This is a genomic window from Streptomyces sp. NPDC029169, from assembly GCF_055563935.1.
In genome coordinates, this window is sequence record NZ_JBVHXA010000021.1 from 95,655 (window position 1) to 121,745 (window position 26,091).

27 protein-coding genes and 1 tRNA gene are annotated in these 26,091 nt (G+C 70.1%); 18 read left to right on the forward strand and 10 right to left on the reverse strand.

Annotation, left to right across the window (positions count from 1 at the left end; translation table 11 throughout):
* Nucleotides 1–50: 50 nt before the first annotated feature.
* Nucleotides 51–734 carry a TetR/AcrR family transcriptional regulator gene (locus tag ACZ4VI_RS31010; RefSeq protein ID WP_468004614.1) on the reverse strand — a complete coding sequence of 228 codons (684 nt, stop codon included), beginning with the start codon at nt 732–734 and terminating at the stop codon, nt 51–53.
* Between the two features lie 116 nt (nt 735–850).
* On the opposite strand from ACZ4VI_RS31010, the gene ACZ4VI_RS31015 reads away from it, so the two are divergent.
* The 3 genes from ACZ4VI_RS31015 (at nt 851) to ACZ4VI_RS31025 (ending at nt 3,829) form a co-directional block, all read left to right on the forward strand.
* Nucleotides 851–1,555, forward strand: coding sequence for a DUF4386 domain-containing protein (locus ACZ4VI_RS31015; RefSeq protein ID WP_468004616.1), 705 nt, complete (start codon nt 851–853; stop codon nt 1,553–1,555).
* 418 nt (nt 1,556–1,973) lie between these two features.
* Complete coding sequence (locus tag ACZ4VI_RS31020; protein ID WP_468004618.1) at nt 1,974–3,158, forward strand: ABC transporter substrate-binding protein; 1,185 nt, start codon at nt 1,974–1,976, stop codon at nt 3,156–3,158.
* A gap of 131 nt (nt 3,159–3,289) precedes the next feature.
* Nucleotides 3,290–3,829, forward strand: coding sequence for an EF-hand domain-containing protein (locus ACZ4VI_RS31025; protein ID WP_468004620.1), 540 nt, complete (start codon nt 3,290–3,292; stop codon nt 3,827–3,829).
* 124 nt (nt 3,830–3,953) lie between these two features.
* On the opposite strand, the gene ACZ4VI_RS31030 is transcribed toward ACZ4VI_RS31025, so the two are convergent.
* A tRNA-Gly gene (locus ACZ4VI_RS31030) sits at nt 3,954–4,027 on the reverse strand.
* A 394-nt stretch (nt 4,028–4,421) separates the two neighbouring features.
* Between ACZ4VI_RS31030 and dcd the strand changes: the two genes are divergently transcribed.
* Together dcd and ACZ4VI_RS31040 are read left to right on the forward strand one after the other, a co-directional pair.
* Nucleotides 4,422–4,997 carry a dCTP deaminase gene (gene dcd, locus ACZ4VI_RS31035; RefSeq protein ID WP_365229171.1) on the forward strand — a complete coding sequence of 192 codons (576 nt, stop codon included), beginning with the start codon at nt 4,422–4,424 and terminating at the stop codon, nt 4,995–4,997.
* Between the two features lie 5 nt (nt 4,998–5,002).
* Nucleotides 5,003–5,500 carry a phosphoribosyltransferase gene (locus ACZ4VI_RS31040; RefSeq protein WP_352187362.1) on the forward strand — a complete coding sequence of 166 codons (498 nt, stop codon included), beginning with the start codon at nt 5,003–5,005 and terminating at the stop codon, nt 5,498–5,500.
* Nucleotides 5,501–5,571: 71 nt separating this feature from the next.
* Here the strand turns inward: ACZ4VI_RS31040 and ACZ4VI_RS31045 are convergent, their stop codons facing one another.
* The 3 genes from ACZ4VI_RS31045 to ACZ4VI_RS31055 all read right to left on the reverse strand — a co-directional run bounded on the left by ACZ4VI_RS31045 (nt 5,572) and on the right by ACZ4VI_RS31055 (nt 9,469).
* A complete protein-coding gene (locus ACZ4VI_RS31045; protein ID WP_468004623.1) occupies nt 5,572–6,432 on the reverse strand; it encodes a Yip1 family protein in 861 nt (286 codons plus the stop codon).
* A gap of 156 nt (nt 6,433–6,588) precedes the next feature.
* Entirely contained in the window at nt 6,589–8,841 is a 2,253-nt protein-coding gene (locus tag ACZ4VI_RS31050) for a (Fe-S)-binding protein (RefSeq protein WP_468004625.1), read from the reverse strand.
* 142 nt (nt 8,842–8,983) lie between these two features.
* Nucleotides 8,984–9,469 carry a sugar transferase gene (locus tag ACZ4VI_RS31055; protein ID WP_468004627.1) on the reverse strand — a complete coding sequence of 162 codons (486 nt, stop codon included), beginning with the start codon at nt 9,467–9,469 and terminating at the stop codon, nt 8,984–8,986.
* Nucleotides 9,470–9,759: 290 nt separating this feature from the next.
* Here ACZ4VI_RS31055 and dnaK point away from each other — a divergent pair, with 290 nt between their 5' ends.
* From dnaK to ACZ4VI_RS31075, 4 genes are read left to right on the forward strand one after another with little or no spacing between them, the layout of a single operon-like run.
* The gene (gene dnaK, locus ACZ4VI_RS31060; RefSeq protein ID WP_468004629.1) at nt 9,760–11,616 is read left to right on the forward strand and encodes a molecular chaperone DnaK; all 1,857 of its coding nucleotides are present in this window, start codon (nt 9,760–9,762) and stop codon (nt 11,614–11,616) included.
* Nucleotides 11,616–12,260: a nucleotide exchange factor GrpE gene (grpE, locus tag ACZ4VI_RS31065; RefSeq protein ID WP_468004631.1), complete on the forward strand. Its 645-nt coding sequence runs from the start codon at nt 11,616–11,618 to the stop codon at nt 12,258–12,260. Before dnaK ends, grpE begins: the two co-directional genes overlap by 1 nt.
* A gap of 30 nt (nt 12,261–12,290) precedes the next feature.
* Nucleotides 12,291–13,478, forward strand: coding sequence for a molecular chaperone DnaJ (dnaJ, locus tag ACZ4VI_RS31070; RefSeq protein WP_468004633.1), 1,188 nt, complete (start codon nt 12,291–12,293; stop codon nt 13,476–13,478).
* A 4-nt stretch (nt 13,479–13,482) separates the two neighbouring features.
* Nucleotides 13,483–13,941 (forward strand): heat shock protein transcriptional repressor HspR, encoded by a 459-nt coding sequence (locus ACZ4VI_RS31075; RefSeq protein ID WP_468004635.1) that lies wholly within the window; start codon nt 13,483–13,485, stop codon nt 13,939–13,941.
* Nucleotides 13,942–14,017: 76 nt separating this feature from the next.
* On the opposite strand, the gene ACZ4VI_RS31080 is transcribed toward ACZ4VI_RS31075, so the two are convergent.
* Nucleotides 14,018–14,491, reverse strand: coding sequence for a hypothetical protein (locus ACZ4VI_RS31080; RefSeq protein WP_468004637.1), 474 nt, complete (start codon nt 14,489–14,491; stop codon nt 14,018–14,020).
* A gap of 2 nt (nt 14,492–14,493) precedes the next feature.
* On the reverse strand, nt 14,494–15,474 hold the full coding sequence (locus ACZ4VI_RS31085; protein WP_468004639.1) for a helix-turn-helix transcriptional regulator: 981 nt from the start codon (nt 15,472–15,474) through the stop codon (nt 14,494–14,496).
* A 128-nt stretch (nt 15,475–15,602) separates the two neighbouring features.
* Here ACZ4VI_RS31085 and ACZ4VI_RS31090 point away from each other — a divergent pair, with 128 nt between their 5' ends.
* Together ACZ4VI_RS31090 and ACZ4VI_RS31095 are read left to right on the forward strand one after the other, a co-directional pair.
* Entirely contained in the window at nt 15,603–15,797 is a 195-nt protein-coding gene (locus ACZ4VI_RS31090; RefSeq protein ID WP_468004641.1) for a hypothetical protein, read from the forward strand.
* The gene (locus ACZ4VI_RS31095) at nt 15,794–16,111 is read left to right on the forward strand and encodes a (2Fe-2S)-binding protein (RefSeq protein ID WP_468004643.1); all 318 of its coding nucleotides are present in this window, start codon (nt 15,794–15,796) and stop codon (nt 16,109–16,111) included. The genes ACZ4VI_RS31090 and ACZ4VI_RS31095 overlap by 4 nt, the downstream gene beginning before the upstream one ends.
* Nucleotides 16,112–16,219: 108 nt before the next feature.
* On the opposite strand, the gene ACZ4VI_RS31100 is transcribed toward ACZ4VI_RS31095, so the two are convergent.
* Entirely contained in the window at nt 16,220–16,624 is a 405-nt protein-coding gene (locus ACZ4VI_RS31100) for a pyridoxamine 5'-phosphate oxidase family protein (protein WP_468004645.1), read from the reverse strand.
* Between the two features lie 132 nt (nt 16,625–16,756).
* Here ACZ4VI_RS31100 and clpB point away from each other — a divergent pair, with 132 nt between their 5' ends.
* Nucleotides 16,757–19,342, forward strand: a complete 2,586-nt coding sequence (clpB, locus tag ACZ4VI_RS31105) for an ATP-dependent chaperone ClpB (RefSeq protein ID WP_468004647.1) — start codon at nt 16,757–16,759, stop codon at nt 19,340–19,342.
* A 7-nt stretch (nt 19,343–19,349) separates the two neighbouring features.
* Here the strand turns inward: clpB and ACZ4VI_RS31110 are convergent, their stop codons facing one another.
* Nucleotides 19,350–19,796 (reverse strand): hypothetical protein, encoded by a 447-nt coding sequence (locus ACZ4VI_RS31110; RefSeq protein WP_468004649.1) that lies wholly within the window; start codon nt 19,794–19,796, stop codon nt 19,350–19,352.
* Between the two features lie 106 nt (nt 19,797–19,902).
* Here ACZ4VI_RS31110 and ACZ4VI_RS31115 point away from each other — a divergent pair, with 106 nt between their 5' ends.
* On the forward strand, nt 19,903–20,442 hold the full coding sequence (locus ACZ4VI_RS31115) for a type III secretion system chaperone family protein (RefSeq protein ID WP_468004651.1): 540 nt from the start codon (nt 19,903–19,905) through the stop codon (nt 20,440–20,442).
* An 89-nt stretch (nt 20,443–20,531) separates the two neighbouring features.
* Here ACZ4VI_RS31115 and ACZ4VI_RS31120 read toward each other — a convergent pair whose 3' ends face one another.
* Nucleotides 20,532–21,713 carry a pyridoxal phosphate-dependent aminotransferase gene (locus ACZ4VI_RS31120; RefSeq protein WP_468004653.1) on the reverse strand — a complete coding sequence of 394 codons (1,182 nt, stop codon included), beginning with the start codon at nt 21,711–21,713 and terminating at the stop codon, nt 20,532–20,534.
* Nucleotides 21,714–21,888: 175 nt separating this feature from the next.
* Between ACZ4VI_RS31120 and ACZ4VI_RS31125 the strand changes: the two genes are divergently transcribed.
* From ACZ4VI_RS31125 to ACZ4VI_RS31145, 5 genes are all read left to right on the forward strand, one after another.
* A complete protein-coding gene (locus ACZ4VI_RS31125; protein ID WP_468004655.1) occupies nt 21,889–22,107 on the forward strand; it encodes a hypothetical protein in 219 nt (72 codons plus the stop codon).
* A gap of 46 nt (nt 22,108–22,153) precedes the next feature.
* On the forward strand, nt 22,154–22,351 hold the full coding sequence (locus ACZ4VI_RS31130) for a hypothetical protein (RefSeq protein ID WP_468004657.1): 198 nt from the start codon (nt 22,154–22,156) through the stop codon (nt 22,349–22,351).
* Nucleotides 22,352–22,661: 310 nt separating this feature from the next.
* Nucleotides 22,662–23,180, forward strand: a complete 519-nt coding sequence (locus ACZ4VI_RS31135; protein WP_468004659.1) for a DUF2617 family protein — start codon at nt 22,662–22,664, stop codon at nt 23,178–23,180.
* Between the two features lie 75 nt (nt 23,181–23,255).
* Nucleotides 23,256–25,034, forward strand: coding sequence for a spermidine synthase (locus ACZ4VI_RS31140; protein WP_468004661.1), 1,779 nt, complete (start codon nt 23,256–23,258; stop codon nt 25,032–25,034).
* Between the two features lie 76 nt (nt 25,035–25,110).
* Nucleotides 25,111–26,088, forward strand: a complete 978-nt coding sequence (locus ACZ4VI_RS31145) for an SRPBCC domain-containing protein (RefSeq protein WP_468004663.1) — start codon at nt 25,111–25,113, stop codon at nt 26,086–26,088.
* The last annotated feature ends 3 nt before the right edge of the window (nt 26,089–26,091 follow it).

Sequence of the window (26,091 nt, forward strand, 5' to 3'; positions counted from 1 at the left end):
GCACCCAGTGGCACGGGCCCCGTGCGGCTCAGCCCCCCCGTAACTAACTGCTACGCCTTCCGCGCGGACGTCCAGCCCTGGCGGCGGAGGTTTTCGAAGCCGTCCAGGAGGAGGTCCAGGGCGAATTCGAACTCGAACTGGTCGTCGCAGCCGCCACCGACCGTGGAGCCCCTGTCGTGTGCGGCCGTCGCGGCCAGTTCCGCGATGTTCGGGTAGCGCGCCGCCAGCCCGGGGTCCGGTGGTCCGGAGGGGCCCGAGGTGTCGAACAGTTCCTGGCTGAAGCCGAGGAGGCGGCTGCCCATCGCGTGCATGACGTGGTGCGTGAGGTCGGCGGAGAGGCCGCCGTCCCGGAAGCTCCCGGCCATCGAGTCCAGGTACGCAAGCACGGCTGGGGTGGGGCTGGTCCGCGACTCGATGACCCGGACCGCCCAGGGGTGGCGCAGCAGGACCCGCCGGGCCGAGAGGATCCGCCCGCGGACCACGTGCCGCCAGTCGGGGCCCCCGGCCGGCGGGTCGATCTCGCCGACGACGGCGTCGGCCATGCCGTCGAGCAGCTCCTCCTTGTTGGCCACGTGCTTGTAGAGGGCCATCGGTACGACGTCCAGCTCCTGTGCGAGCCTGCGCATGCTGAGCGCGTCGATGCCGGTGACGTCGGCGAGCGCGACGGCGGCGCGCAGGACGCGGTCCCTGTTCAGGGGGATCCGTTGCGTGCGCGTGGCTTCCTGCCGGGTCATTCCGGTTCGGCCCCTTCCCTCCTCGACGGCGCCCCCTCCTTGACGAGTGTACGCCGTACACCTTTGGTCGCCGTCAGGTGTACGGCGTACACCTCCACCGAGCGAGGGGTACAAAAATGAGTCCGGACCGGAGAACCGCAGTAGCCGCCGGGTCGCTGTTCCTGCTGACCGAGGCCGCCGCGATAGCCGGGGCGGTTCTGTACCGCCCCCTGCTGGGCGCGGCGGACGGCCGGCTCGCGCAGGGCGTCGACACGCGGGCACTGCTCGGGGTGCTCTGCGAGGTGGTGCTGGTGGTGGCGGTGGCCGGTACCGGGGCGGCGCTGTTCCCCGTCCTGCGGCGCCACGGCGAGGGGCTCGCGCTCGGGTACGCCTTCGGGCGGCTGCTGGAGGCGGCCGTCATCGCCCTCGGGATCGTCGCGGTCCTGGCGCTCGTCACCCTGCGGCGGGACGCGGGGGCGGCGGACGGCGCCGATGCCGCGCTGGTGGCCCTGCACGACTGGACATTCCTGCTCGGGCCCAATATCGCCCTCGGCCTGAACACCGTCCTGCTCGCGTACCTGGCGTACCGTGCACGGCTCGTACCGCGCTTCATCGCCGTGCTCGGGCTGGTCGGCGGACCGCTGATCTGCGCCTCGGCCGTCGCCGTGATGTTCGGGGCCTACACGCAGCTCTCCGTGGCGGGGTCGGCCGCCGCGCTCCCGGTGTTCGCCTGGGAGCTGGGGCTGGCCGGGTGGCTGATCGTCAGGGGGTTCGGGCCCGGCTCAGACGCCGCGTCCCGGGCAGACGGAGAAGTGGCTGATCCGGCAGGTGTCCGTCGGTGAGGCCGACCCGAGCTTGACGGCCGTGCCGTCCGCCAGGAAGCGACCGTGCTCTCGTTATCGCCGCCATCGCCGTGAAGGACTGAGAGATCTGGACAACAAACAAGCCCCAGGTCGCTGACCTGGGGCTTTTGCTATGGAGCGGATGACGGGAATCGAACCCGCGCCACAAGCTTGACCGCTGTTCACCGCACTGAAGCGCACGGATGGGGCACGCGCCTGGGTAATGAAGGCCAGCTCGCCACCTTCGTTCGGCGCGCCGAGCATGACGGCTTCGCGAAGCTTCGTTTTGGTGATCGGGAGGTCCTCGATGTCTGGGGGAGCCGGCCGGTCGGCGCCTGCGGCGCGTGACGCGGCGCCGTGACCCCTCGTCCTTGCCGGACGTTCTCTGGGCAATGGCGTAGATCGAGAAGAGGTCGCCTTGAGCAGCTACAGCGGTGGGGCTGCGGCGGCCCCGACAGTCGGGGTCGTGGTCGCCCGGACCGGACGGCTGGCAAGTCTGGGAGACCCGCTGGCCTTCGCGATGTCGCTCGTGGCACGTGGTCCGGCCGGGCGCTGGGTGCGGCTGGTGAGCCGGGACAGCCGGTCGAGCGCGGAGGGCGCTCGGCAGGCGGTACGGGAGCTGGCGCGGGACGAAAACGCCTCCGTCATCGTGACCCTCGCGGGGACGGAGGTCCTGCCGGCCGTGGCGGATGCCTGTGAGAGAGAAGGCGTCGCCTGCGTGTCGAGCACCTTCCCCTGGCAGGTGTACTACTACGGGCGAGGGGCGGACGACGACAGCCCCTTCCGCTGGACGTACCACTTCTGCTGGGGGCTGGACGACATCGCGGAAACCTTCGCCGACCTGTGGGAGTGCGTCGGTGGTTCGGAGGGGGCGGTCGGCTGCCTGTGGAACGAGGGACCGCAGGGCATGTGGTCGCGACACGGTACGAGGGGATTCGCGCCGAGGGCTCGCGCCCGGGGCCACCGTCTGGTCGACCCGGGCGGATACGCGGAGCCGGCCGGCGACTTCGGCCGCGACATCGCGGTCTTCCGCGCCGAGGGTGCCGACATCGTCACGAGCGCGGCGACCGCGCGCGACCTGGCATTGTTCCGCCGACAGCTCGCGGAGGCCGCCTGGCGCCCCCGGTTGATCACCTGCTCCCGGTGGCTGGCCTACCCGCCTGTGGTGGCGGACGACGGCGCGCGCCCGGCCCACGCGAACATCGCGACCCTGGTCTACTGGACGCCTGCCGTCCCCTACCGGTCCTCGATCGACGGGATGAGCGCGGCGGAGCTGGCCGAGGTGTACGAACAGAGCACCGGCAGGCAGTGGTTGCAGCCGCTCGGACTCGCCCACGCGCTGTTCGAGGTCGCGCTCCATGCCCTGGCGACGGCGGAGGACCCGGCCGACCGGGGCGCCGTGGCCGCCGCCGTGGGCAGAACCCGCCTGGACACGATCGCGGGACCCCTCGACTGGACGACCGGCCCCGTTCCCAACGTCGCCACCGTCCCGCTCGCGGGCGGACAGTGGCAGCCGGGCCGACGGCACGACTACGAGCTCGCGGTCGTGACCGACCGGCGGGCGTGCGGGCTTCCGCCGAATGCCGATCTGCTGCCTCTGTGACCCGCGCGCCTCGCCCGCGCCGCGCGCGCTCCGGCATCCGACGGACCTTCCCGCGACGCCTCCCGGAATTCCACTGCGTGTGGCAGATGCTGGGGCGCGGACCGCATTTCAACGAACGAAGGAGACCCTCGATGAGTGAGGCCGCCTACCAGGAGAAGATCGCAGCCCGTTTCAGCCGGTTCGATCGCGACGGTGACGGTGTGGTGACCGAGGCCGACTTCCACGAACTCGCCGGGGACATCCTGGCCGAGTTCGGCCTGTCGCGGAACTCGGCCAAGGGCAGCGCGGTGACAGCCGGCGCGCGGCACCTCTGGACTGCCTTCGCCGAACTCGCGGACAGGGACGGCGACGGGAAGATCACCAAGGACGAGTTCGTCCAGGCGGCCAGCGCTCATCTCCGCAACAACCGCGCGGCGTTCACCCGCATGGTGGAGCCCTGGGCCAAGGCCGTCATCGAGGCTGCGGACGCCGATGGCGACGGCACCGTGACCGTCGACGAATGGGCGCGCATGCTCCAAGCGATGCGGGCAACGCCGGAGATGGCCCGGGCCAAGGCGGCGGCCCTCGACACGGACGGCAGCGGCAGCATCGAGCTGGAGGAGGTCCTGGACTCCGCGGTCAAGTTGTACGCCACGGACGATCCGACCCCGGATCTCGCGGCGACCCGCTGACGCCTGCTCCCAGGTCGCGAGCGTCTCCTCGCCCCGCACCCACTCGACCTTCGTCGGCGCACGCCGACGGCTGAGAGGTCTGGCATAACAAACAGCCCCAGGTCTCTGACCTGGGGCTTTGTTATGGAGCGGATGACGGGAATCGAACCCGCGCTATAAGCTTGGGAAGCTCATGTTCTACCATTAAACTACATCCGCCTGGCGGTCCGTTGATCGGTACCGCAGACTCGGACACTGTACCCCATCCCTGAAGTCGAGGCGTACCTCCCCGTGACGGAGTGCCGCCTGGAGACGTGTCCCCTTGATCCCCTAATGTGGCTCTCTCGTCCACCACTTGTCGGGGAAGGGACTTGATGGGTTCGATGGAGCGCACCGTCGTCCGATGTGCCGAAGGGCATGTGTTCAGTACCACCTCGTTCCCGTTGCAGCAGCTCGGGGCCGGGCGGATCGGACCAGGGCGGCTCGTCCGGTGTCCGCGGTGTGCGCGGTTGCGGCACGCGGTGCCTGTGGAGCTTGAGCAGCGCTGAGGGGTGGAGGGGCGCGGAGCCTTCCCGATTGGGGCAGGTCCGCGCCCTCTGCGTATCGTGGGGGCGTGCTTCTCTCAGACAAGGACATCCGGGCCGAGATCGATGCCGGGCGGGTGCGCATCGACCCGTACGACGAATCCATGGTGCAGCCCTCGAGCATCGACGTGAGGCTTGACCGCTTCTTCCGGGTGTTCGAGAACCACCGCTACCCCCACATCGACCCCGCCGTCGAGCAGCTCGACCTGACCCGCGAGGTCGAGCCGGAGGGCGACGAGGCGTTCATCCTGCACCCCGGCGAGTTCGTGCTCGCCTCGACCTACGAGGTCATCTCGCTGCCGGACGACATCGCGTCCCGGCTGGAGGGGAAGAGCTCCCTCGGGCGGCTCGGGCTCGTCACGCACTCCACCGCCGGGTTCATCGACCCCGGCTTCTCCGGGCACGTGACCCTGGAGCTGTCGAACCTCGCCACCCTGCCGATCAAGCTGTGGCCGGGCATGAAGATCGGGCAGCTGTGCATGTTCCGGCTGAGCTCGCCCGCCGAGTTCCCGTACGGCAGCGAGCGCTACGGCTCGCGCTACCAGGGGCAGCGGGGGCCGACGGCCTCCCGTTCGTACATGAACTTCCATCGGACCCAGGTGTGACAGCAATGAGTGACGTACGGGAGAACCTCACCTACGAGGGCTTCGGGCGCGCGATCCGCGAGCTCGCGCAGACCATCGCCGACGACGGCTACGAGCCCGACATCGTCCTCTCCATCGCCCGCGGCGGCGTCTTCGTCGCCGGCGGTCTGGCCTACGCCCTCGACTGCAAGAACATCCACCTCGTGAACGTGGAGTTCTACACCGGTGTGGGGACGACGCTTGAGATGCCCGTCATGCTCGCGCCCGTTCCCAACGCGATCGATTTCAGCGACAAGAAGGTCCTGATCGCCGACGACGTCGCCGACACCGGCAAGACCCTCAAGCTCGTCCACGACTTCTGCGTCGACCACGTCGCCGAGGTCCGCTCCGCCGTCATCTACGAGAAGTCGCACTCCCTCGTGAAGTGCGAGTACGTGTGGAAGAAGACCGACGAGTGGATCAACTTCCCCTGGTCCGTCGAGCCGCCCGTCGTCCGGCGCGAAGGTCAGGTTCTCGACGCCTGACGATTTCGAAGACTGAATGAGAAAGGCCCCCGCCTTCCGGTGGGGGCCTTTCCTTCTGCGTACGTACGTGACTACAGCGTGCCCAGCTTGATCAGCGACAGCAGCGCCACCAGCTGGATCGCCGAGGCGCCCAGCGCCTTCGGCCACGGCAGGTCGTGCGAGCGGCTCACCATCAGTGTGAAGAGCGCGCCCGCCGCCAGCCAGGTGACCCAGCCGACGACCTGCACCAGGCCGTTCTCGCCGCCCAGGAAGAGCGCGAAGAGCAGCCGCGGCGCGTCCGTGATCGACATGATCAGCATCGACAGGCCCACCGTCGGCTGCCAGCTGCCGTCACCGCCGAGCTGGCGCGCCAGCGTGTGCGTGACCGCGCCCAGGATCAGACCGCCGACGACGAAGCCCGCGCCCGTCATCAGGACGTACGGGATCGCCGTCGACAGCGTCGCGTTGATCGCCTCGTCGCGCGCCTTGTCGAAGCCGAAGATCGCGAGCAGTCCGTAGAGGAACGTGACGATCAGCGCCGGGCCCCACACCGCGTGGTCCCGCATCTGCAGGAACGTCGGCGCCGGGCGCAGCACGATGCCGCTCAGCAGGGCCTTCCAGGGCAGGCGCGGGCCCGTCGGGGCGGGCGACGCGGCGCCCGCGTTGTACGTGGCCGCGTCGCCGTAGGGGTCCTCGTTCACGCTGAACATCTGCGTGTGCCCCGGCGTGTTCGCCGCGTAGTGCTGCTGCTGATGGTGTTGCTGCTGCGCCCCGTACGGGTCCCCGAAGTACTCCGGCTCGCCGTACCCGCCGCCGCCGGCCTGAGGGCCCTGTTGGGGCCACTGCTGCTGCGGGTGGGGCGGCGGGGCCGCGTTGTACCCGTACGGCGCCTGCTGCGGTTGTTGTTGCGGGGGGCGGTTGTCCCGGCCGCGTCCGTTCCTGAATCCAGCCACGTCCACGAACGTACCCGTTCCCGGCTGTACGGCGCTCATTTGCCCTTAGCTGCCACGGAGCTGTGACATGCCCCAGCCACGTCCACCTACGTACGAAGGGCCGCCCCCGCGAACCTTCCGCGGGGGCGGCCCCTTTCGTACGTACGGGCTACCGAGTCACTCGGCCGACACCGGCTCCGGCTCCGCCTCGACGTCCTCCGGCTTCGTCTTCACCGAGTCGAGCAGCAGCTGCGCCACGTCCACCACCTGGACGGACTCCTTCGCCTTGCCCTCGTTCTTCTTGCCGTTGACCGAGTCGGTCAGCATGACCAGGCAGAACGGGCAGGCCGTCGACACGATGTCCGGGTTCAGCGAGAGAGCCTCGTCCACGCGCTCGTTGTTGATGCGCTTGCCGATCCGCTCCTCCATCCACATGCGCGCGCCGCCGGCGCCGCAGCAGAAGCCGCGCTCCTTGTGGCGGTGCATCTCCTGCTGGCGCAGGCCGGGGACGGCCGACATGATCTCGCGCGGGGGCGTGTAGACCTTGTTGTGGCGGCCCAGGTAGCACGGGTCGTGGTACGTGATCAGACCGTCGACCGGCGTCACCGGGATCAGCTTGCCCTCGTCGATGAGGTGCTGGAGCAGCTGCGTGTGGTGGATGACCTCGAACTCGCCGCCCAGCTGCGGGTACTCGTTCGCGATCGTGTTGAAGCAGTGCGGGCAGGTCGCGACGATCTTCTTCGCGGACTTGGGCTTCTTCGTCTCAGGATCGTCGTCGTCCTCGCCGAACGCCATGTTCAGCATCGCGACGTTCTCGGCACCCAGCTGCTGGAACAGCGGCTCGTTGCCCAGACGGCGCGGCGAGTCACCGGTGCACTTCTCCTCGCCGCCCATGATCGCGAACTTGACGCCCGCCATGTGCAGCAGCTCGGCGAAGGCCTTCGTGGTCTTCTTGGCCCGGTCCTCCAGGGCGCCCGCGCAGCCGACCCAGTACAGGTAGTCGACCTCGGTGAGGTCCTCGACGTCCTTGCCGACGATCGGGACCTCGAAGTCGACCTCCTTGGTCCACTCGACGCGCTGCTTCTTGGCCAGGCCCCAGGGGTTGCCCTTCTTCTCCAGGTTCTTGAGCATCGTGCCGGCCTCGGACGGGAAGGCGGACTCGATCATCACCTGGTAGCGGCGCATGTCGACGATGTGGTCGATGTGCTCGATGTCGACCGGGCACTGCTCCACGCACGCACCGCAGGTGGTGCAGGACCACAGGACGTCCGGGTCGATGACGCCGTTCTCCTCGACGGTGCCGATCAGCGGGCGTTCGGCCTCCGCCAGGGCGGAGGCGGGCACCGAGGCGAGAGCCTCCGCCGACGCCTTCTCGTTGCCTTCCATGTCCTTGCCGCCGCCTGCCAGCAGGTAGGGCGCCTTGGCGTGCGCGTGGTCGCGCAGCGACATGATCAGGAGCTTGGGGGAGAGCGGCTTGCCCGTGTTCCAGGCGGGGCACTGCGACTGGCAGCGGCCGCACTCGGTGCAGGTGGAGAAGTCGAGGATGCCCTTCCAGGAGAACTGCTCGACCTGGGAGACACCGAAGACGGCGTCCTCGGCCGGGTCCTCCCAGTCGATCTCCTTGCCGGCCGTCGTCATCGGCTGGAGCGCGCCGAGGGCGGTGGAGCCGTCGGCGTTCCGCTTGAACCAGATGTTCGGGAAGCCGAGGAAGCGGTGCCAGGCGACGCCCATGTTGGTGTTGAGCGAGACCGTGATCATCCAGGTGAAGGACGTGACGATCTTGAGCGCCGCGAAGAAGTAGGTGAGGTGCTGGATCGTGCTCAGGTCGAGGCCGTCGAGCAGCGCGATCAGCGGGTACGAGGCGAAGAAGCCGGGCTCCCAGCTGGTCACGTGGTGCTGGACGCCTTCGAGGGCGCGCAGCGTCATGATGCAGACGCCGACGATCAGGATGACGGCCTCGACGAAGTACGCCTGGCCCGTCTTGGAACCCGCGAAGCGCGACTTGCGGCCCGCCCTGCCCGGCCGGCTGAGCTGCCGGATGACGATCAGGGTGAGGATGCCGAGAACGGTCATCAGGCCGAGGAACTCGGTGAAGACCTCGTACGGCAGCCAGTCGCCGATGATCGGGATCAGCCAGTCGGCCTGGAAGAGCTGGCCGAAGGCGTTGACGATCGTGAGCAGCAGCGCGAAGAAGCCGATCGCCACGAACCAGTGCGCCACGCCGACGACGCCCCAGCGGTTCATCCTGGTGTGGCCGAGGAACTCCTTGGCCAGCGTGAGGGTGCGCTGCGTGGGGTCACCGGTGCGCGTGCCGGCGGGTACCGGCTGACCGAGCATCACGAAGCGGTAGATCTGCGCGATGGCGCGGCCGAACAGCGCGACGGCCACCACCGTGATGGCGATCGACACGATGATCGCGGCGAGTTGCATGAGGGGCTCCTCGGGCGGGCCTGCGAGGCGGAGTGCCGCCACTTCGAGTGTGGCACTACTAAGCGGTAACTTATTCAGTCCGTGCTGAGATTACCCGTCGGGTCGCCACCCTGTAAGCGACCCCTGCGGTGATCTGTGTCGCTCAGGCAAGCCTTGCCGCGCGGCGTCTACGGACTGCTGGAAGCGTACGCGCCAGGATGGCCAGGTCCATTCCCAGCCAGTGATGGTCCACATAGTGGAGATCGAGCAGCTCGCGCTCCTCCCAGGGCAGCTCCGTCCGCCCGCTGATCTGCCACAGCCCGGTCATGCCCGGCCGTACCGACAGCCGGCGGCGCGACTCGCCCACGCACTCCCGGTGTCCGGGGGTGAGCGGACACGGGCCGACCAGCGACATCTGCCCCCGTACGACATGGAGCAGCAGCGGCAGCGCGGCCAGCGGGCTCCTCGTGCGGAACGTCAGCATCGTGAAGGACCGCCCGCCCTGGCCGGCGACCGTCCGGCGGCGCAGCACGCCGCCCGGCCCGGCCGTGGCGAGCGCGACGGAGAGGGCGACGGCCGCGAGCAGTGGGGACAGGACGGCCAGCAGGAGGAGTCCGCCGAAGAGGTCGAGTGCGCGCTTGGCTGTCATGAAAGCTTCCTCACACCCTTTCCGAGGGACATCCACTCCGAGGGACATTCATGGGATATTCAGGGTGTATGCCTGCTACGCCCGCTTTGCCCGACAGGGCATCCGGACTCTCTCATGGCGGAGGGGTCAGAGCCCGGGAATGACGCGCCCCGGGCTGCCACCGGCCGCCTATGTGAGTGGAGCTCGTAGCGAAGAGTTGAGTCGCCTCCACTCAGCTCTGTTGACGCGTCGATCGCCGTCGTGCATCCTTGAGTGAGTTCCACTCAAGTCAGTCAGCTGGAGGAATTGAAATGGCACGTGCGGTCGGCATCGACCTGGGCACGACTAACTCCGTCGTCAGCGTTCTGGAAGGCGGCGAGCCCACCGTCATCACCAACGCCGAGGGCGCCAGGACCACGCCGTCCGTCGTCGCATTCGCGAAGAACGGTGAGGTGCTCGTCGGCGAGGTCGCCAAGCGCCAGGCGGTCACCAACGTCGACAGGACCATCCGGTCGGTCAAGCGTCACATGGGCACTGACTGGCACATCGAGATCGACGGCAAGAACTTCAACCCGCAGCAGATGAGCGCCTTCATCCTGCAGAAGCTGAAGCGCGACGCCGAGGCGTACCTGGGCGAGAAGGTCGTCGACGCGGTCATCACCGTCCCCGCGTACTTCAACGACTCCGAGCGTCAGGCCACCAAGGAGGCCGGTGAGATCGCGGGCCTCAACGTCCTGCGTATCGTCAACGAGCCGACCGCGGCCGCCCTGGCCTACGGCCTGGACAAGGACGACCAGACGATCCTCGTCTTCGACCTCGGTGGCGGCACCTTCGACGTGTCCCTCCTGGAGATCGGCGACGGCGTCGTCGAGGTGAAGGCCACCAACGGTGACAACCACCTCGGTGGTGACGACTGGGACCAGCGCGTCGTCGACTACCTGGTGAAGCAGTTCGCCAACGGCCACGGCGTCGACCTGGCCAAGGACAAGATGGCTCTCCAGCGTCTCCGCGAGGCCGCGGAGAAGGCGAAGATCGAGCTGTCGTCCTCCACCGAGACGTCGATCAACCTGCCGTACATCACCGCCTCCGCCGAGGGTCCGCTGCACCTGGAGGAGAAGCTCACCCGGGCTCAGTTCCAGCAGCTCACGGCCGACCTTCTGGAGCGCTGCAAGACGCCGTTCCACAACGTCATCAAGGACGCGGGCATCAACCTGTCCGAGATCGACCACGTCGTTCTCGTCGGTGGCTCCACCCGTATGCCGGCCGTCGCCGAGCTCGTCAAGGAGCTGACCGGTGGCCAGGAGGCCAACAAGGGTGTGAACCCGGACGAGGTCGTCGCCATCGGCGCCGCCCTCCAGGCAGGCGTCCTCAAGGGTGAGGTCAAGGACGTCCTGCTCCTCGACGTGACCCCGCTGTCCCTCGGTATCGAGACCAAGGGCGGCATCATGACCAAGCTCATCGAGCGCAACACCACGATCCCGACCAAGCGGTCCGAGATCTTCACGACGGCCGAGGACAACCAGCCGTCGGTGCAGATCCAGGTCTACCAGGGTGAGCGCGAGATCGCGGCGTACAACAAGAAGCTCGGCATGTTCGAGCTGACCGGTCTGCCGCCGGCCCCGCGTGGCGTCCCGCAGATCGAGGTCGCCTTCGACATCGACGCCAACGGCATCATGCACGTGACCGCGAAGGACCTGGGCACGGGCAAGGAGCAGAAGATGACCGTCACCGGCGGCTCCTCGCTGCCGAAGGACGAAGTCGACCGGATGCGCCAGGAGGCCGAGCAGTACGCGGACGAGGACCACCGCCGTCGCGAGGCCGCCGAGACCCGCAACCAGGGCGAGCAGCTGGTCTACCAGACGGAGAAGTTCCTCAAGGACAACGAGGACAAGGTCCCCGGTGAGGTCAAGACCGAGGTCGAGACCGCCGTCGCCGAGCTGAAGGAGAAGCTCAAGGGCGAGGACACCGCGGAGATCCGTACCGCCACCGAGAAGGTCGCGGCCGTCTCCCAGAAGCTCGGCCAGGCCATGTACGCCGACGCCCAGGCCGCGCAGGCCGCCAGCGGCGAGGGTGCCGAGGCTCCGAACATGTCCAAGGAAGACGACGTGGTCGACGCCGAGATCGTCGACGACGAGAAGCCCGGAGACGCGAAGGGTGGCGCTGCCTGATGACGGAGGAGACCCCGGGCTTCGAGGAGAAGCCTGACGTCCCCTCCGGCGCCGACGACGCCGCCGAAGCCGCCGAGACCCCCTCCGCGGAGGAGGGCTCGGCGGCCCCGGCCGGGGACGCCGCACAGACGGCCGGTCTGACGGCGCAGCTGGACCAGCTCCGCAGCGCGCTCGGCGAGCGCACCGCGGACCTCCAGCGGCTCCAGGCCGAGTACCAGAACTACCGCCGACGGGTGGAGCGTGACCGGGTCACCGTCAAGGAGATCGCGGTCGCGGGCCTCCTGACGGAGCTGCTGCCCGTGCTCGACGACATCGGCCGGGCCCGGGACCACGGCGAGCTGGTGGGCGGCTTCAAGTCGGTCGCCGAGTCGCTGGAGACGGTGGCCGCCAAGATGGGGCTGCAGCAGTTCGGCAAGGAGGGCGAGCCCTTCGACCCGACGATCCACGAGGCCCTGATGCACTCGTACGCGCCGGACGTCACCGAGACGACCTGCGTGGCGATCCTGCAGCCGGGGTACCGGATCGGCGAGCGGACCATCCGGCCCGCGCGCGTGGCGGTGGCCGAGCCCCAGCCCGGGGCGACGCCGGCCGCGAAGGAAGAGAAGCCGGCAGACGAGGAGAGCGGTGGCCCCGAGGAGGGCTAGCGCGAGGATCGTCCGAGAGGAGGGACGTCGATGAGCACGAAGGACTTCGTCGAGAAGGACTACTACAAGGTTCTCGGCGTCCCCAAGGACGCCACCGACGCCGAGATCAAGAAGGCGTACCGGAAGCTCGCCCGCGAGAACCACCCGGACGCCAACAAGGGCGACGCGAGCGCCGAGGCGCGCTTCAAGGAGATCTCCGAGGCGAACGACATCCTCGGCGACCCCAAGAAGCGCAAGGAGTACGACGACGCCCGCGCGCTCTTCGGCAACGGCGGCTTCCGGGCCGGCGGCCCGGGCGGCGGCTCGTTCAACTTTGACCTCGGCGACCTGTTCGGCGGCGCCCAGGGTCCCGGCGGAGCGGGCGGGGCGGGCGGCTTCGGCGGCGGCCTCGGCGACGTCTTCGGCGGACTGTTCGGCCGGGGCGCGGGCGGCGGCGCGGGCACGCGCACGCAGCCGCGCCGCGGCCAGGACATCGAGTCCGAGGTGACGCTCAGCTTCACCGAGGCCGTGGACGGCGCCACCGTGCCCCTGCGGATGTCCTCCCAGGCGCCCTGCAAGGCCTGTTCGGGCACCGGAGACAAGAACGGCACACCCCGGGTGTGCCCGACCTGTGTCGGCACCGGCCAGGTCTCGCGCGGTGGCAGCGGCTCCTTCTCGCTCACCGACCCGTGCGTGGACTGCAAGGGCCGCGGCCTGATCGCCGAGACCCCCTGCGAGGTCTGCAGGGGCAGCGGGCGGGCCAAGTCCTCCCGCACCATGCAGGTCCGCATCCCCGCCGGCGTCTCCGACGGGCAGCGGATCCGGCTGCGCGGCAAGGGCACGCCCGGCGAGCGCGGCGGGCCGAGCGGTGACCTGTACGTCGTCGTCCATGTCGACGCCCACCCGGTCTTCGGCCGCAAGGACGACAACCTGACCGTCACCGTGCCCGTCACGTTCGACGAGGCGGCGCTCGGCGGCGAGATCAAGGTGCCGACGCTCGGCGGCCCGGCGGTGACCCTGAAGCTTCCGGCCGGCACGCCCAACGGCCGGACGATGCGCGCCCGCGGCAAGGGCGCGGTCCGCAAGGACGGCACGCGCGGCGATCTGCTGGTGACGGTGGAGGTCGCGGTGCCCAAGGAGCTCGACGACAAGGCCCGCGAGGCCCTCGAGACCTACCGTCAGGCGACGGCGGGCGAGGACCCCAGGGCAGAGTTGTTCCAGGCCGCGAAGGGAGCTTGACCCGATGGACCCTCGACCGGGACGCAGCCGTAATCCGTACGAACTGACCGACGAGACGCCGGTGTACGTCATCTCGGTGGCGGCCCAGCTCTCGGGCCTGCACCCGCAGACGCTCCGGCAGTACGACCGACTCGGCCTGGTCTCGCCCGACCGCACGGCGGGCCGGGGCCGGCGCTACTCGGCCCGCGACATCGAACTGCTGCGCACCGTCCAGCAGTTGTCGCAGGACGAGGGCATCAACCTGGCGGGCATCAAGCGCATCATCGAGCTGGAGAACCAGGTCGCGGCGCTGCAACAGCGCGTCGCCGAACTGTCGGCGGCGGTCGAGGGCGCGGCGTCGGCGATGCGCCAGCGCGAGGCCCAGGTGCACGCCTCGTACCGGCGCGATCTGGTGCCGTACCAGGACGTGCAGCAGGCGAGCGCGCTGGTGGTGTGGCGCCCGAAGCGGCCCGGCGCCGAGTAGCCGACCGGCTGTTCTCGTACGCGAACGAGGCCCCCTCCGCGGCAGGCGGAGGGGGCCTCGTCGGCTGTACACCGCTTTACGGGATGAGTTCGCCGACGATGTCGCCCACCGTCTCCCACCACGGCGAGGCCCCGGTCCCGAACGCGGCGGCCAGCGCGGTGCCGACGGCGCGGTCGCGGGGCGTGAGCTCGACAGCGGGCTTCCAGTCCGTCTCGACCCGGCCGTCGCCGGAGGACTCCAGGGTGCCGATCCGCCGGCCGTCGCGGACGAGCCGGCTCTCCTTCCAGGAGCACGGCACCAGGCGGTAGCGGGTCCCGTCGACGCGGGCGTCGACTCGGTAAGACCATCGCAGCAGCCGCCCCCGGGCCGGCCGGATGCGGGCGGGCTGTCCGTCCACGGTGAGGGTGAGGAGGGCGGCCTTGCGGGTCCCGATGGGGACATGCCGGTTCACCGGGGCCCCCGGGGCCCGTACGAGCTCCACGGTGGGCATTCCGTACCCGGAGACCCGCAGGGTCCCGGCGGGGCCGTCCAGGTCGATCTGTACGTACACGGTCAGTTTTCCTGCTCCAGGATGCCGGACTGGGCGATGAGGTAGCCGAGTTGCGCGCGGCTGCCGCTGCCGAGGGCGGAGGCGAGCTTGGCGATGTGGGCCCGGCAGGTCCGGACGTTCATGCCGAGCCGCCGGGCGATGGCCTCGTCGACGTGGCCCTCGACGAGGAGTTTGGCGATGGAGCGCTGGATGCCGCTGATGCCGTCCAGCGGGGGCTCGTAGGTGACCGGGTTGTCCAGGGGGATCGCCTGGAGCCAGAACTGCTCGAAGACGCCGACGAGATACTCGACCAGACCGGTGTGGCGCAGTTCCAGGGCGACCAGCCGGTCCCGGCTGGCGGGCACGAACGCGACCTTGCGGTCCACGATGATGAGGCGGTCGATGATCTCCTCGAGCGTGCGGACCTCGACCTCGGGCCCTATGCGTTCGAGGTAGGCCAGGGTGATCGGCTGGTGCCGGGCGGTGTGCTGGTAGAGCGTGCGCATGCGAATGCCGCGGCCGAGCAGGGGTCTGACGCGGCGGAGGGCCTCGCCGAAGGTGTGGGCGCTGCGGCCGCTGCCGGGCTGCACGGTCAGCAGTTCCGAGGAGCACTCGGCCACCACGCGGTCCAGGGAGGTGTTGATTCTGGTGAGGCCTTCCAGGACGGTGATCGCGTGTGTCGTGGAGGGGTCCTGGGCGCTCACGGACATGAATGGCTCGAACGCGTCGGAGAGTTCGATGCTGAGCCGTCTACGCTCCTGGATCTCCTTCTCGATCGGGAGCAGGAGCCGGGCCAGGGCGGCCGAGGGGGGAACCGGCCGGAGCCACTGCACGTCGTCGGGGTCGGGGCGGAGGAGGTCGAGGTCCATCAGACAGGGCGTCGACTCGATGTCCGACCGGGCGATCCGTCCGGTTCGCAGGGCCTCTTTATAGACCCGTGTGCCCGCTTCGCACAGCTCGGCGTGCGTATGAGGATGCCCAGTTTTATCCGGTTCTATTTGCATATGTACACCCCCAGGCTTTTCCGATACAGGAACATGATGCATTGAGCCAGTGGTGGAAACGTGAGGAGTGAGCCATCGTCGTGCCTGCGGGGGAGCAGGAGATACACACCAAGTGAGGTTGCTCGGTCATGGCCAAGAAGCTCATACGCACCGTAGTTGGTGTCGCGTTCATAGCTGCTGCCGCGGTCGGCGCGGTGGCCGCTACCGAGGATCCGGGCTGGGGCCTCGCTCCGCAGCAGGTCGTCGCCAAGGGCAGCGACCCGGGCTGGGGCGCAGCGCCGGCAGCCGACTCCGACCCTGGTTGGGAGTCCGTGCGGGCATGACGGTTCCCGAAGATCCTCGATTCCGGCGTGAGATGGCCGCTGCCTACCGCTCCGGGTGGCATTTCATCGACCTCGTCACAGCCGTGCCGCACGGTGGCGATTCGTTGATGGTCACCCTCTTCGGTGAGCCGATCATCATCAGACGCGGGGACGATGAGGATATTCGCGCCTACCGATGTCTCCGGAAGCCCCGTGGCGCTCCGCAGCCCGTCCGCTGTGCCATCCGGTACGGCATGATCTTCGTCAATCTCGACCAGCGTGACCACCAGCTCGTCGAGTCCGAGACCATCACCGCCACCCCCCGCAGTGCCTGAGCGGTTCCCCCGTCGTTGTAGATCGCTCAGGTGCTTCCCCCACACAGCGGCGCCATCGCGGACCTGAAACGCGATGGCGCCGCTGTGCTGTGCGCGTAAGCCCACCGGTCAGGCCCGGCCCATGGCCCGCGTCAGCGCGATCTCGATGACCACCCGGTCCGGGTTCGGCGCCGGGGTCCGCCCGTACCGTGCCGCGTAGCGGTCCACGGCGTCCGCGACGACATCCGCCTCCGTACGGATACGGGCCACGCCCTCCAGCGTCGCCCAGCGCCCCTTGTCCACCTGGCAGACCGCGACGCGCGCGCCCTCCGGGCCCGCGGCCAGGACGTTGGCGACCTTGTGGCTGTGCTTGTTGGTGATGACCCTCGCCAGTCCGTTCTCGGGGTCGTACGTCACGCCCACCGCCACCACGTGCGGCGTGCCGTCCGCGCGCGGGGTCGTCAGGGTGCACATGTGGTACTCGCGCCAGAAGCTCAGATACGAGTCGTCCGGGTTCCTCGGGTCAGTCGCCATGCCCGGAACCTACCCGTGGCAGGAGTACGGCCGACACCTTGAGCGGAATAGACTCAACTTTGTGTACGCTATATGAGTCATAAACCGGGTAGGAGTGCAGCACAGCCGGATGCCGAGGAGGAGACAGCGCACGTGGACGCCGAACTGACCAACAGGAGCCGGGACGCGATCAACGCGGCCACCAGCCGCGCCGTGTCCGGCGGGCACGCCGACCTGACCCCCGCCCATCTCGTGCTCGCGCTGCTGGAGGGTCAGGACAACGAGAACATCATCGACCTGCTTGCGGCCGTCGAGGCCGACCAGGCCGCTGTACGGTCCGGGGCGGAGCGTCTTCTCGCCGCCCTGCCCAGCGTGACCGGATCCACGGTCGCGCCGCCGCAGCCGAACCGTGAGCTGCTCGCCGTGATCGCCGAGGCCGACAAGCAGGCCAAGGAGCTCGGGGACGAGTACCTCTCGACCGAGCACCTGCTCATCGGGATCGCGGCGAAGGGCGGACAGGCCGGCGAGGTGCTGGCCCAGCAGGGGGCGAGCGCGAAGAGGCTGCTCGACGCGTTCGAGAAGAGCAGGGGAGGGCGCCGGGTGACCACACCCGACCCGGAGGGTCAGTACAAGGCACTGGAGAAGTTCGGCACGGACTTCACGGCCGCCGCGCGGGAAGGAAAGCTGGACCCGGTCATCGGGCGCGACCAGGAGATCCGGCGCGTCGTCCAGGTCCTCTCCCGCCGCACCAAGAACAACCCGGTCCTCATCGGCGAGCCCGGCGTCGGCAAGACCGCCGTCGTCGAGGGCCTCGCCCAGCGGATCGTGAAGGGCGACGTCCCCGAGTCCCTCCGCAACAAGCGCCTGGTCGCCCTCGACCTCGGCGCGATGGTCGCGGGCGCCAAGTACCGCGGCGAGTTCGAGGAGCGCCTGAAGACCGTCCTCTCCGAGATCAAGGCCAGCGACGGCCAGATCATCACCTTCATCGACGAGCTGCATACCGTCGTCGGCGCGGGCGCAGGCGGCGACTCCGCCATGGACGCCGGCAACATGCTCAAGCCGATGCTGGCGCGTGGCGAGCTGCGCATGGTCGGCGCGACGACGCTCGACGAGTACCGCGAGCGGATCGAGAAGGACCCCGCCCTGGAGCGTCGCTTCCAGCAGGTCATGGTCGCCGAGCCGAGCGTCGAGGACACCATCGCGATCCTGCGCGGACTCAAGGGCCGGTACGAGGCCCACCACAAGGTCCAGATCGCCGACTCCGCCCTCGTGGCCGCCGCGACCCTCTCCGACCGGTACATCACCTCCCGCTTCCTGCCCGACAAGGCCATCGACCTCGTCGACGAGGCCGCCTCCCGGCTCCGTATGGAGATCGACTCCTCGCCCGTCGAGATCGACGAGCTCCAGCGCTCCGTGGACCGGCTGCGCATGGAGGAGCTGGCGCTCAAGAACGAGACCGACGAGGCGAGCCGGCAGCGCCTGGAGAAGCTCCGCCGCGACCTCGCCGACCGCGAGGAGGAGCTGCGCGGCCTGACCGCCCGCTGGGAGAAGGAGAAGCAGTCCCTCAACCGCGTCGGTGAGCTCAAGGAACAGCTCGACGCCCTGCGCGGCCAGGCCGAGCGGGCGCAGCGCGACGGCGACTTCGACACCGCCTCCAAGCTGCTGTACGGCGAGATCCCGACGCTCGAACGGGAGCTGGAGGAGGCCTCCGAGGCCGAGCAGGAGGTCTCCAAGGACACGATGGTCAAGGAGGAGGTCGGCCCCGACGACATCGCGGACGTGGTCGGCTCCTGGACCGGCATCCCCGCCGGCCGCCTCCTGGAGGGCGAGACGCAGAAGCTGCTGCGCATGGAGGACGAGATCGGCAAGCGGCTGATCGGCCAGACCGAGGCCGTCCGGGCCGTCTCCGACGCCGTGCGCCGTACGCGCGCCGGGATCGCCGACCCCGACCGTCCCACCGGCTCCTTCCTGTTCCTCGGCCCGACCGGTGTCGGCAAGACCGAGCTGGCGAAGGCGCTCGCGGACTTCCTCTTCGACGACGAGCGGGCCATGGTCCGCATCGACATGTCGGAGTACGGCGAGAAGCACTCCGTCGCCCGCCTCGTCGGCGCGCCCCCCGGCTACGTCGGCTACGAGGAGGGCGGCCAGCTCACGGAGGCGGTGCGCCGCCGGCCGTACAGCGTCATCCTGCTCGACGAGGTGGAGAAGGCCCACCCGGAGGTCTTCGACATCCTGCTCCAGGTCCTGGACGACGGCCGGCTGACCGACGGGCAGGGCCGGACGGTGGACTTCCGCAACACCATCCTGATCCTGACGTCCAACCTGGGCAGCCAGTACCTGATGGATCCCCTCACCTCCGCGGAGACGAAGCAGGAGCAGGTCCTGGAGGTGGTGAGGGCCTCCTTCAAGCCGGAGTTCCTCAACCGGCTCGACGACCTGGTGGTCTTCTCGGCCCTCTCCGGCCAGGAGCTCGGCCGGATCGCCCAGCTCCAGATCGACCGCCTCGCGCAGCGGCTCGCCGAGCGGCAGCTCACCCTGGAAGTCACCCCGGCCGCGCTGGCCTGGCTCGCCGACGAGGGCATGGACCCGGCCTACGGCGCCCGCCCGCTGCGCCGCCTGATCCAGACCGCGATCGGCGACCGGCTCGCGAAGGAGATCCTCGCGGGCGAGGTCCGCGACGGCGACACGGTCCGCGTGGACCGCTTCGAGGACGGGCTGATCGTGGGGCCGGCGCAGTAGACCGGCGTCAGAGGTCGAAGGCCTTGAGGCGTACGAGGGCGGTGTCGCCGCCCTCGTACGTCACGCCCAGGTCCACGAACAGGGTCTCGTCGTACGACACCTCCGAGCAGGAGCTGAGCCCGTGATCGCAGGACATGGCCGGCTTCCGGTCCGGATAGACGGCCGCGAGCCACGGCTCGTACGCGGCGCGCGGCATCCGGAACTCCACCGTGACGATCGTGTCCTGCCAGTGGGCCTCCGTGCACACAGGGTCCTGGGCGCTCGCCGGCAGCGACCCGCGCGCGAACTCCATCGCCTCCGCGCAGTCGACCGGCTCCGCCTCGCCGATCGAGTCCCAGGCCATCGCGCCCCAGACCAGTAGGGCAAGCGGCCCCCCGCAGAAGAACGACACGAGCACCGTCACCCAGATCCAGGTCGACGCGCGCGGCCGTACCGGCTTCACTTTGTCCCCCATAGGCACCAGATCTTGTCAGCCCGCAGCGGATCGCGGGAGGTGGGGCTTGCGCCGTACCGCCCGGGATGGGAGAGGATGGCGGCAACCGTACGAAGGGATATTCACGGTGAGCATCGACCCGTCCTCGATTCCGAATTTCGGGGGCCAGCCCCAGCCTCAGGCCGCAGGACCGGCGGGCCCCGTCGTCCCCGACCAGGACCTGGTCAAGCAGCTCCTCGACCAGATGGAGCTGAAGTACGTCGTCGACGACGAGGGTGACCTCGCGGCGCCGTGGGAGGAATTCCGGACGTACTTCATGTTCCGCGGCGAGGAGGACCAGCGTGTCTTCTCCGTGCGGACGTTCTACGACCGCCCGCACTCCGCCGACGACCGCGCCAAGGTTCTCGACGCGATCGACGACTGGAACCGCCGCACCCTGTGGCCCAAGGTCTACACGCACCTGCACGAGGAGGAGGACGGCTCCGCCACCCTCCGCCTCATCGGCGAGGCGCAGATGCTGATCGGCACCGGCGTCGCGCTGGAGCACTTCGTCTCCTCCACCGTCAGCTGGGTCCGCGCCTCGATCGAGTTCGACAAGTGGCTCGTGGAGCAGTTCGGCCTGGAGGCCCCTGAGGACAAGTCCTCCTCCGACGGCGACGAGGCCTGAGCCTCACCCCGAAGCCGAACGACAGCCCGGCCGGCGCCGCGATCACCACGATCGCGGCCCTCGGCCGGGCTTTCGTCAGTGGGCGTGGGTCAGCCCGCGAGGCCCTTCAGCCGGGAGACGGCCTCCTCAAGGACATCGGTGCGCTTGCAGAACGCGAAGCGGACGAAGGGCTCGCCCGCCGCGCGGTGGTCGTAGAAGACGGCGTTGGGGATCGCGACCACGCCCGCGCGTTCGGGGAGGGCGCGGCAGAAGGCGAAGCCGTCGGATGCGCCGAGAGGGCGGATGTCGGTGGTGACGAAGTACGTGCCGGACGGGCGGTAGACGTCGAAGCCCGCCTGGGCGAGGCCGTCGCACAGCAGGTCGCGCTTGGCCAGCAGGTCGGCGCGCAGGGAGTCGACGTACGCGTCGGGCAGGCGCAGAGCCTCGGCGACGGCGTACTGGAACGGGCCGGAGGCCACGTAGGTGAGGAACTGCTTGGCGGACCGGACGGCGGTGGTGAGCTCGGGGGTCGCGGTGATCCAGCCGACCTTCCAGCCGGTGAAGGAGTAGGTCTTGCCGGCCGAGCCGATGGTGACCGTGCGCTCCCGCATCCCCGGGAGGCTCGCGATCGGCACGTGCTCGGCGTCGTCGAAGACCAGGTGTTCGTACACCTCGTCGGTGACGACGAGCAGGTCGCGGTCGACGGCGAGCTCGGCGATCGCGGTCAGTTCCGCGCGGGAGAGGACCGTGCCGGTGGGGTTGTGCGGGGTGTTGAGCAGGATCAGCCGGGTCCGGTCGGTGACGGCGGCCCGCAGCTCGTCCAGGTCCAGCACGTACCGATTTTCGTACGGGCGGAGGGTGACGGGGACGCGGGTGCCGCCCGCCATCGCGATGCAGGCGGCGTACGAGTCGTAGTACGGCTCCAGGGCGATCACCTCGTCGCCCGGCTCGACGAGCGCGAGCAGCGCGGCGGCGATCGCCTCGGTCGCGCCCGCCGTGACCAGGACCTCGGTGTCGGGGTCGTAGCTGAGGCCGTACCGCTTCAGCTGGTGCTCGGCGACGGCCGTGCGCAGCTCGGGGACGCCGGGGCCGGGCGGGTACTGGTTGCCGCGCCCGTCGCGCAGCGCCCGGACCGCGGCCTCCCGGATCTCCTCGGGGCCGTCGGTGTCGGGGAAGCCCTGCCCCAGGTTGATCGCCCCCGTCCGGGCGGCCAGTGCGGACATCTCGGCGAAGATCGTCGTTCCGAACTCGGCGAGCCGGCGATTGAGCAGCGGTCGTGTCATGTCCGTCATCCTGGGCCGAAGCTCTGGGCTTCCTCAAGTGCGCTTTGGCATGGCCACGGCCGGGGGATCCCCCGGTCATGGGAATCCTTCTCTTCACGGCCGGCATCGCGGCCGTCATCGGGATCGTGGTGTGGGTGGTGGCCCGCGGGCTGAGGAGCACCCCGAAGGCCGGTGCCGACAGCTGGTGGGCCGGTCCGGGCAGGGGCTCGTCGTCCTCGTCCTCGTCGTCTTCGTCTTCGTCTTCGTATTCGTATTCGTCGTGCTCGACGTCGACGTCGTCGTGTTCGAGCTCGTCGTGTTCGAGCTCGTCCTGCTCGTCCTGCTCCAGCTCGTCCTCGTGCAGCTGACCGGCGGCCGGTCGGGCTCGAAGCTCTGGAGTTCCTCAAGTCGGATTTGGATGTGAGTCGTGCGGGGCATCCCCCTCGCACAGACCTACGGGGGTGTCACAGATGGAAGTAGTCATCGCGTTCATCGTGCTGATGGTGGTCATGGGCCTGGCGTCCGCCGTCGGCGGCTCGCGGCGCGGCGGCCGGCGCCGGCGTCGGGGCGGCTGGGCGGACGGCGGCGGGGGCGGTTGCGGCTCGGACGGCGGCTCGTCCTGCGGCGGCGGTGGCGGCTGCGGCGGTGGTGGTGGCGGGGGCGACTGACACGGGGCAGTCGTCCACGCGAACACACAGGTGCCCGGAAGTCCAACATCCGCCGGGCACCTTCGTGTTGGAGCCCATGCCGCGAGTTTGTTTGAACAATTGAACTGTGGGGTCCCCGAAGGGGATGGAAACCACGGCAAGTTGGGTAAAAACGCTGCGAGTCGCTCGAAGTCCGTGGTTCCCTCGCTGTTGATAAGAGACAGCCCTCGGACCGTGTGTGGACCCGAGCCGGCGATCCCCCACTCCCGTTGAACCCTTTCTCCGGGGCGCCCCCGGCCCACCCGTCAAACCGTGTTTGCGGAGCCGACCCATGCTCACGACCCTGAAGACCTCCTACACCGACACGCGTGCGGCCGATCTGGCCTGGGCGCTCGGGCGCGAGCCGCTGCCCGCCCTCGCTGTGCTCGACCTCGAACTGACTGGCGCCAAGCTTCAGTTGCGACTCCTCGGCGCCTCCCATCAGGTGCTTCTGGAGGAAGAGGAGCGCAGCTGCTCGGAGACCGTCGCCTGTATGCCCGGCAGCAGTACGCCCCTGCCGCTGGGCGTCTCCAAGCGCATCGGCGGATGGGAGTACGAATTCGCCGCCCGCGTCGAGAAGCTCTCGCACGGCTCGTTCGCGGGCCGCGCCCAGGAGTTGCTCGCCCTCGTCGCCGACCATCCCAACGGCCTCGCGGGGACGTTCCCCGGCTCCCCGCACGCCTTCACGGCGATGCTGGCGCAGCGCCACGAGGGTCAGGTGCGGTGGCGTACCTGGCACGCGTACCCGCAGGAAGGGCAGTTGGTGGTCACCAGGACGCAGATCGGCGCTCGTATGCCCGCGACGCTGTAATGCGCCGCCCCTTAGCCTCAGGTGCACTCGTGTGGGTGACAAGCGGCGACAGATGTGTGACGTAGCGTTACGAACATGATCGATCCGACCCTGACCATGCCACCCAAGAGAGTGACGCGGCTGCCTGTGCGGCCGAGCGCGGTGCGGTATCCGGTCCTGGTCGTCGTCTTCGTCTGCGCCGCGTGCGGTCTCGTCTACGAGCTGGAACTGGTCGCCCTCGCCTCGTACTTGATCGGCGACTCGGTCACCCAGGCCTCCGTCGTGCTGTCCGTCATGGTCTTCGCGATGGGCGTCGGGTCGCTGCTCGCCAAGCGGCTGCGCTGTCGCGCCGCCGTCGGCTTCGGCCTGGTCGAGGGCGGGCTCGCGCTGATCGGCGGCTGCTCCGCCCTCGTGCTGTACGCGGCCTTCGCCTGGCTGGGCGAGGCGCGGTACGTCCTGGTGGCGTTCTCCCTCGCCATCGGGGTGCTCATCGGGGCGGAGATCCCGCTCCTCATGTCGCTGATCCAGCGGGCGGAGTCGGCGCGTCCTCCTGGCGTACGGGAGTCCGGCGCGTGGGAGTCCGGCGTACGGGATTCCGGCGCGCGGGATTCCGGCGGGCGGGATTCCGGCGTGCGGGAGAAGGAGAGCGCCGCGGATCCGGCCGGTACCGTCGCCGACCTCTTCGCCGCCGACTACGTGGGCGCGCTGGTCGGCGGCCTCGCCTTCCCGTTCCTGCTGCTGCCCTGGCTCGGCCAGCTGACCGGCGCGCTCGTCACCGGCGCGGTGAACGCCGTAGCGGGCGGCGGGCTCGTGCTGTGGCTGTTCCGGCGCGACCTGACCGGCCGCTCGCGGGCGCTGCTGATCGGCACGAACCTGGCGGTCCTCGCCGTCCTCGCCACCGCCACCGTCCTCGTCGACGACTTCGAACGGGCCGCGCGCCGCGCGGTGTACGGCGACAGTGTGCGGGTCGCCGTCCGGACCGACCTCCAGGAAGTGGTGGTGACGGGGGAGAGCGGCAGCCCGCCCGACCTCTTCGTGGACGGCCGGCTGCGGGCCGGCGGCGAGGACGCGTCCCGGTACCACGAATCGCTGGTGCACCCCGCGATGAACGGGCCGCACGCGCGCGTGCTGATCGTCGGCGGCGGCGACGGGCTCGCCGCGCGGGAGGTGCTGCGCTATCCCGGAGTCCGGTCGGTGACGGTCGTCGAGCTCGACCCCGGAGTCGTACGGCTCGCCCGGGACCACCCCGAACTCGCCGCGCTCAACGGCCATGCCTTCCAGGACCCGCGCGTCCGGGTCGCCTACGCGGACGCGTTCCGCTGGCTGCGCGGGGAGGCGGCGGCGGGGGCGACGGGGGCGACGGGGGCGGGCGAGGGGCCGCGCGAGCGGTACGACGTGGTGATCTCGGACCTGCCCGATCCGGGGATCTCGGCCGGCGCCAAGCTGTACTCCGAGGAGTTCTACGGCCTCGCCGCCCGGGTCCTCGCCGACGACGGACGGCTCGTCGTCCACGCCGGCTCCGCCTCCGCCCGCCCCCACACGTTCTGGACGGTCGACTCCACCCTCCGCGCGGCCGGCTTCGCGACCCGGCCCTACAGCGCGCACGGCCGCGGTGCGCATCTCGCCGCGGGCCCGGACCGGGCCGACCGCTCGGGCGGTACGGGTGCGGGGACGGGCACGGGCGACTGGGGATACCTCCTCGCGGCCCCGGGCACCTACCCGCCCGAGCTGGGCCTCGCGGCCGACGCGCCCCGGCTGCGGTCCCTGACGGCCGGCGCCCTCGTCTCGGGGGCGCGGGCCGTGGAGCGGACCCGGGACGAGCGGGGCGCCGTACCGCCGCCCTCGACGCTGGTCCACCCGCGCTACGGCGGCTGAGCGCGTACGGGCCCGCCGGCCGATCGCCCTGGGAAACAGGCGACGACGACGCCCCGGCTGAGTAGGCTCGGCTTCCATGGAGCATGAGGTGTTCGTTCCGGTACCGGCCGAGGCCCTCCGCGAGGCCCTGACGGACCCCGCACGGGTGGCGCGCTGCGTCCCCGGCCTCCAGCAGGACGCCGACGCGGAGGCGGGTCCGCTCTCGGGCCGGCTGAGGATCCGGGCCGGCGGCCACACGATCACCTACCAGGGCGCGCTGCGGCTGGCCGAGCGCGATGGTGTCGTCGCCGTCGAGGGCAAGGGCAGCGAGGTCCGCGGCAAGGGCTCGGTGCAGCTCTCCCTGGCGATCGCGCTCACCCCGTTGGCCGACGGCACGACGCTCACGTTCACCGGCAACGTGAAGCCGGAGGGCAGGCTCGCGGACCTCCCCGAGGAGGCCCGTGAGTCGGCGGCCCAGCGGCTGATCGAGAAGTTCGTGTCCGTCCTGGCCACCGCCGCGGAGAACGACCGCGCGGCGCTGGCTGAAGCGCCGGAGGCGCCGGAGAGCGGGCCCGTGGAGGGAATGGCGGCTGAGGCAGGGGCCGGGTCCGTGGACGGTGCCGGGGCCGAGGCCGGGACGGACGCCGACGCCGGGGACGTGGACCGGGCCGTGAACAGGTCCGTGGACGGGGTCGAGGACAACACAGACGACGACGAGGCCGACAGCGACAGTGACGGGGTCGATGACGGCGTCGAGGAGCCTCACCGCCCGTCCGTCTTCGAGACGCCCGTCCCCCCGCCCTCCCTCGACCCCTTCCAGGGCTCCGACTTCGAGGACGCGCCCGTCGAGTACCCCGCCGAGCCCCCGGCCGCAGAGGCCGCCCACGCGCGACGGACGATGATCGGACGGAGCGCCGAGGAGGTCGACCACGCCCCGCCGCGCGGCCGGTACGCCCCCGTCCCGGCCGCCGAGTCCACCAGCGCGGGCGCCACCCTGCGCTGGATCGCCCCCGCCGCCGCCCTCGCGATCGCGTCCGCCGTGGTCGTCGGCCGGGCGCTGCGCCGCCGGCGCTGATCC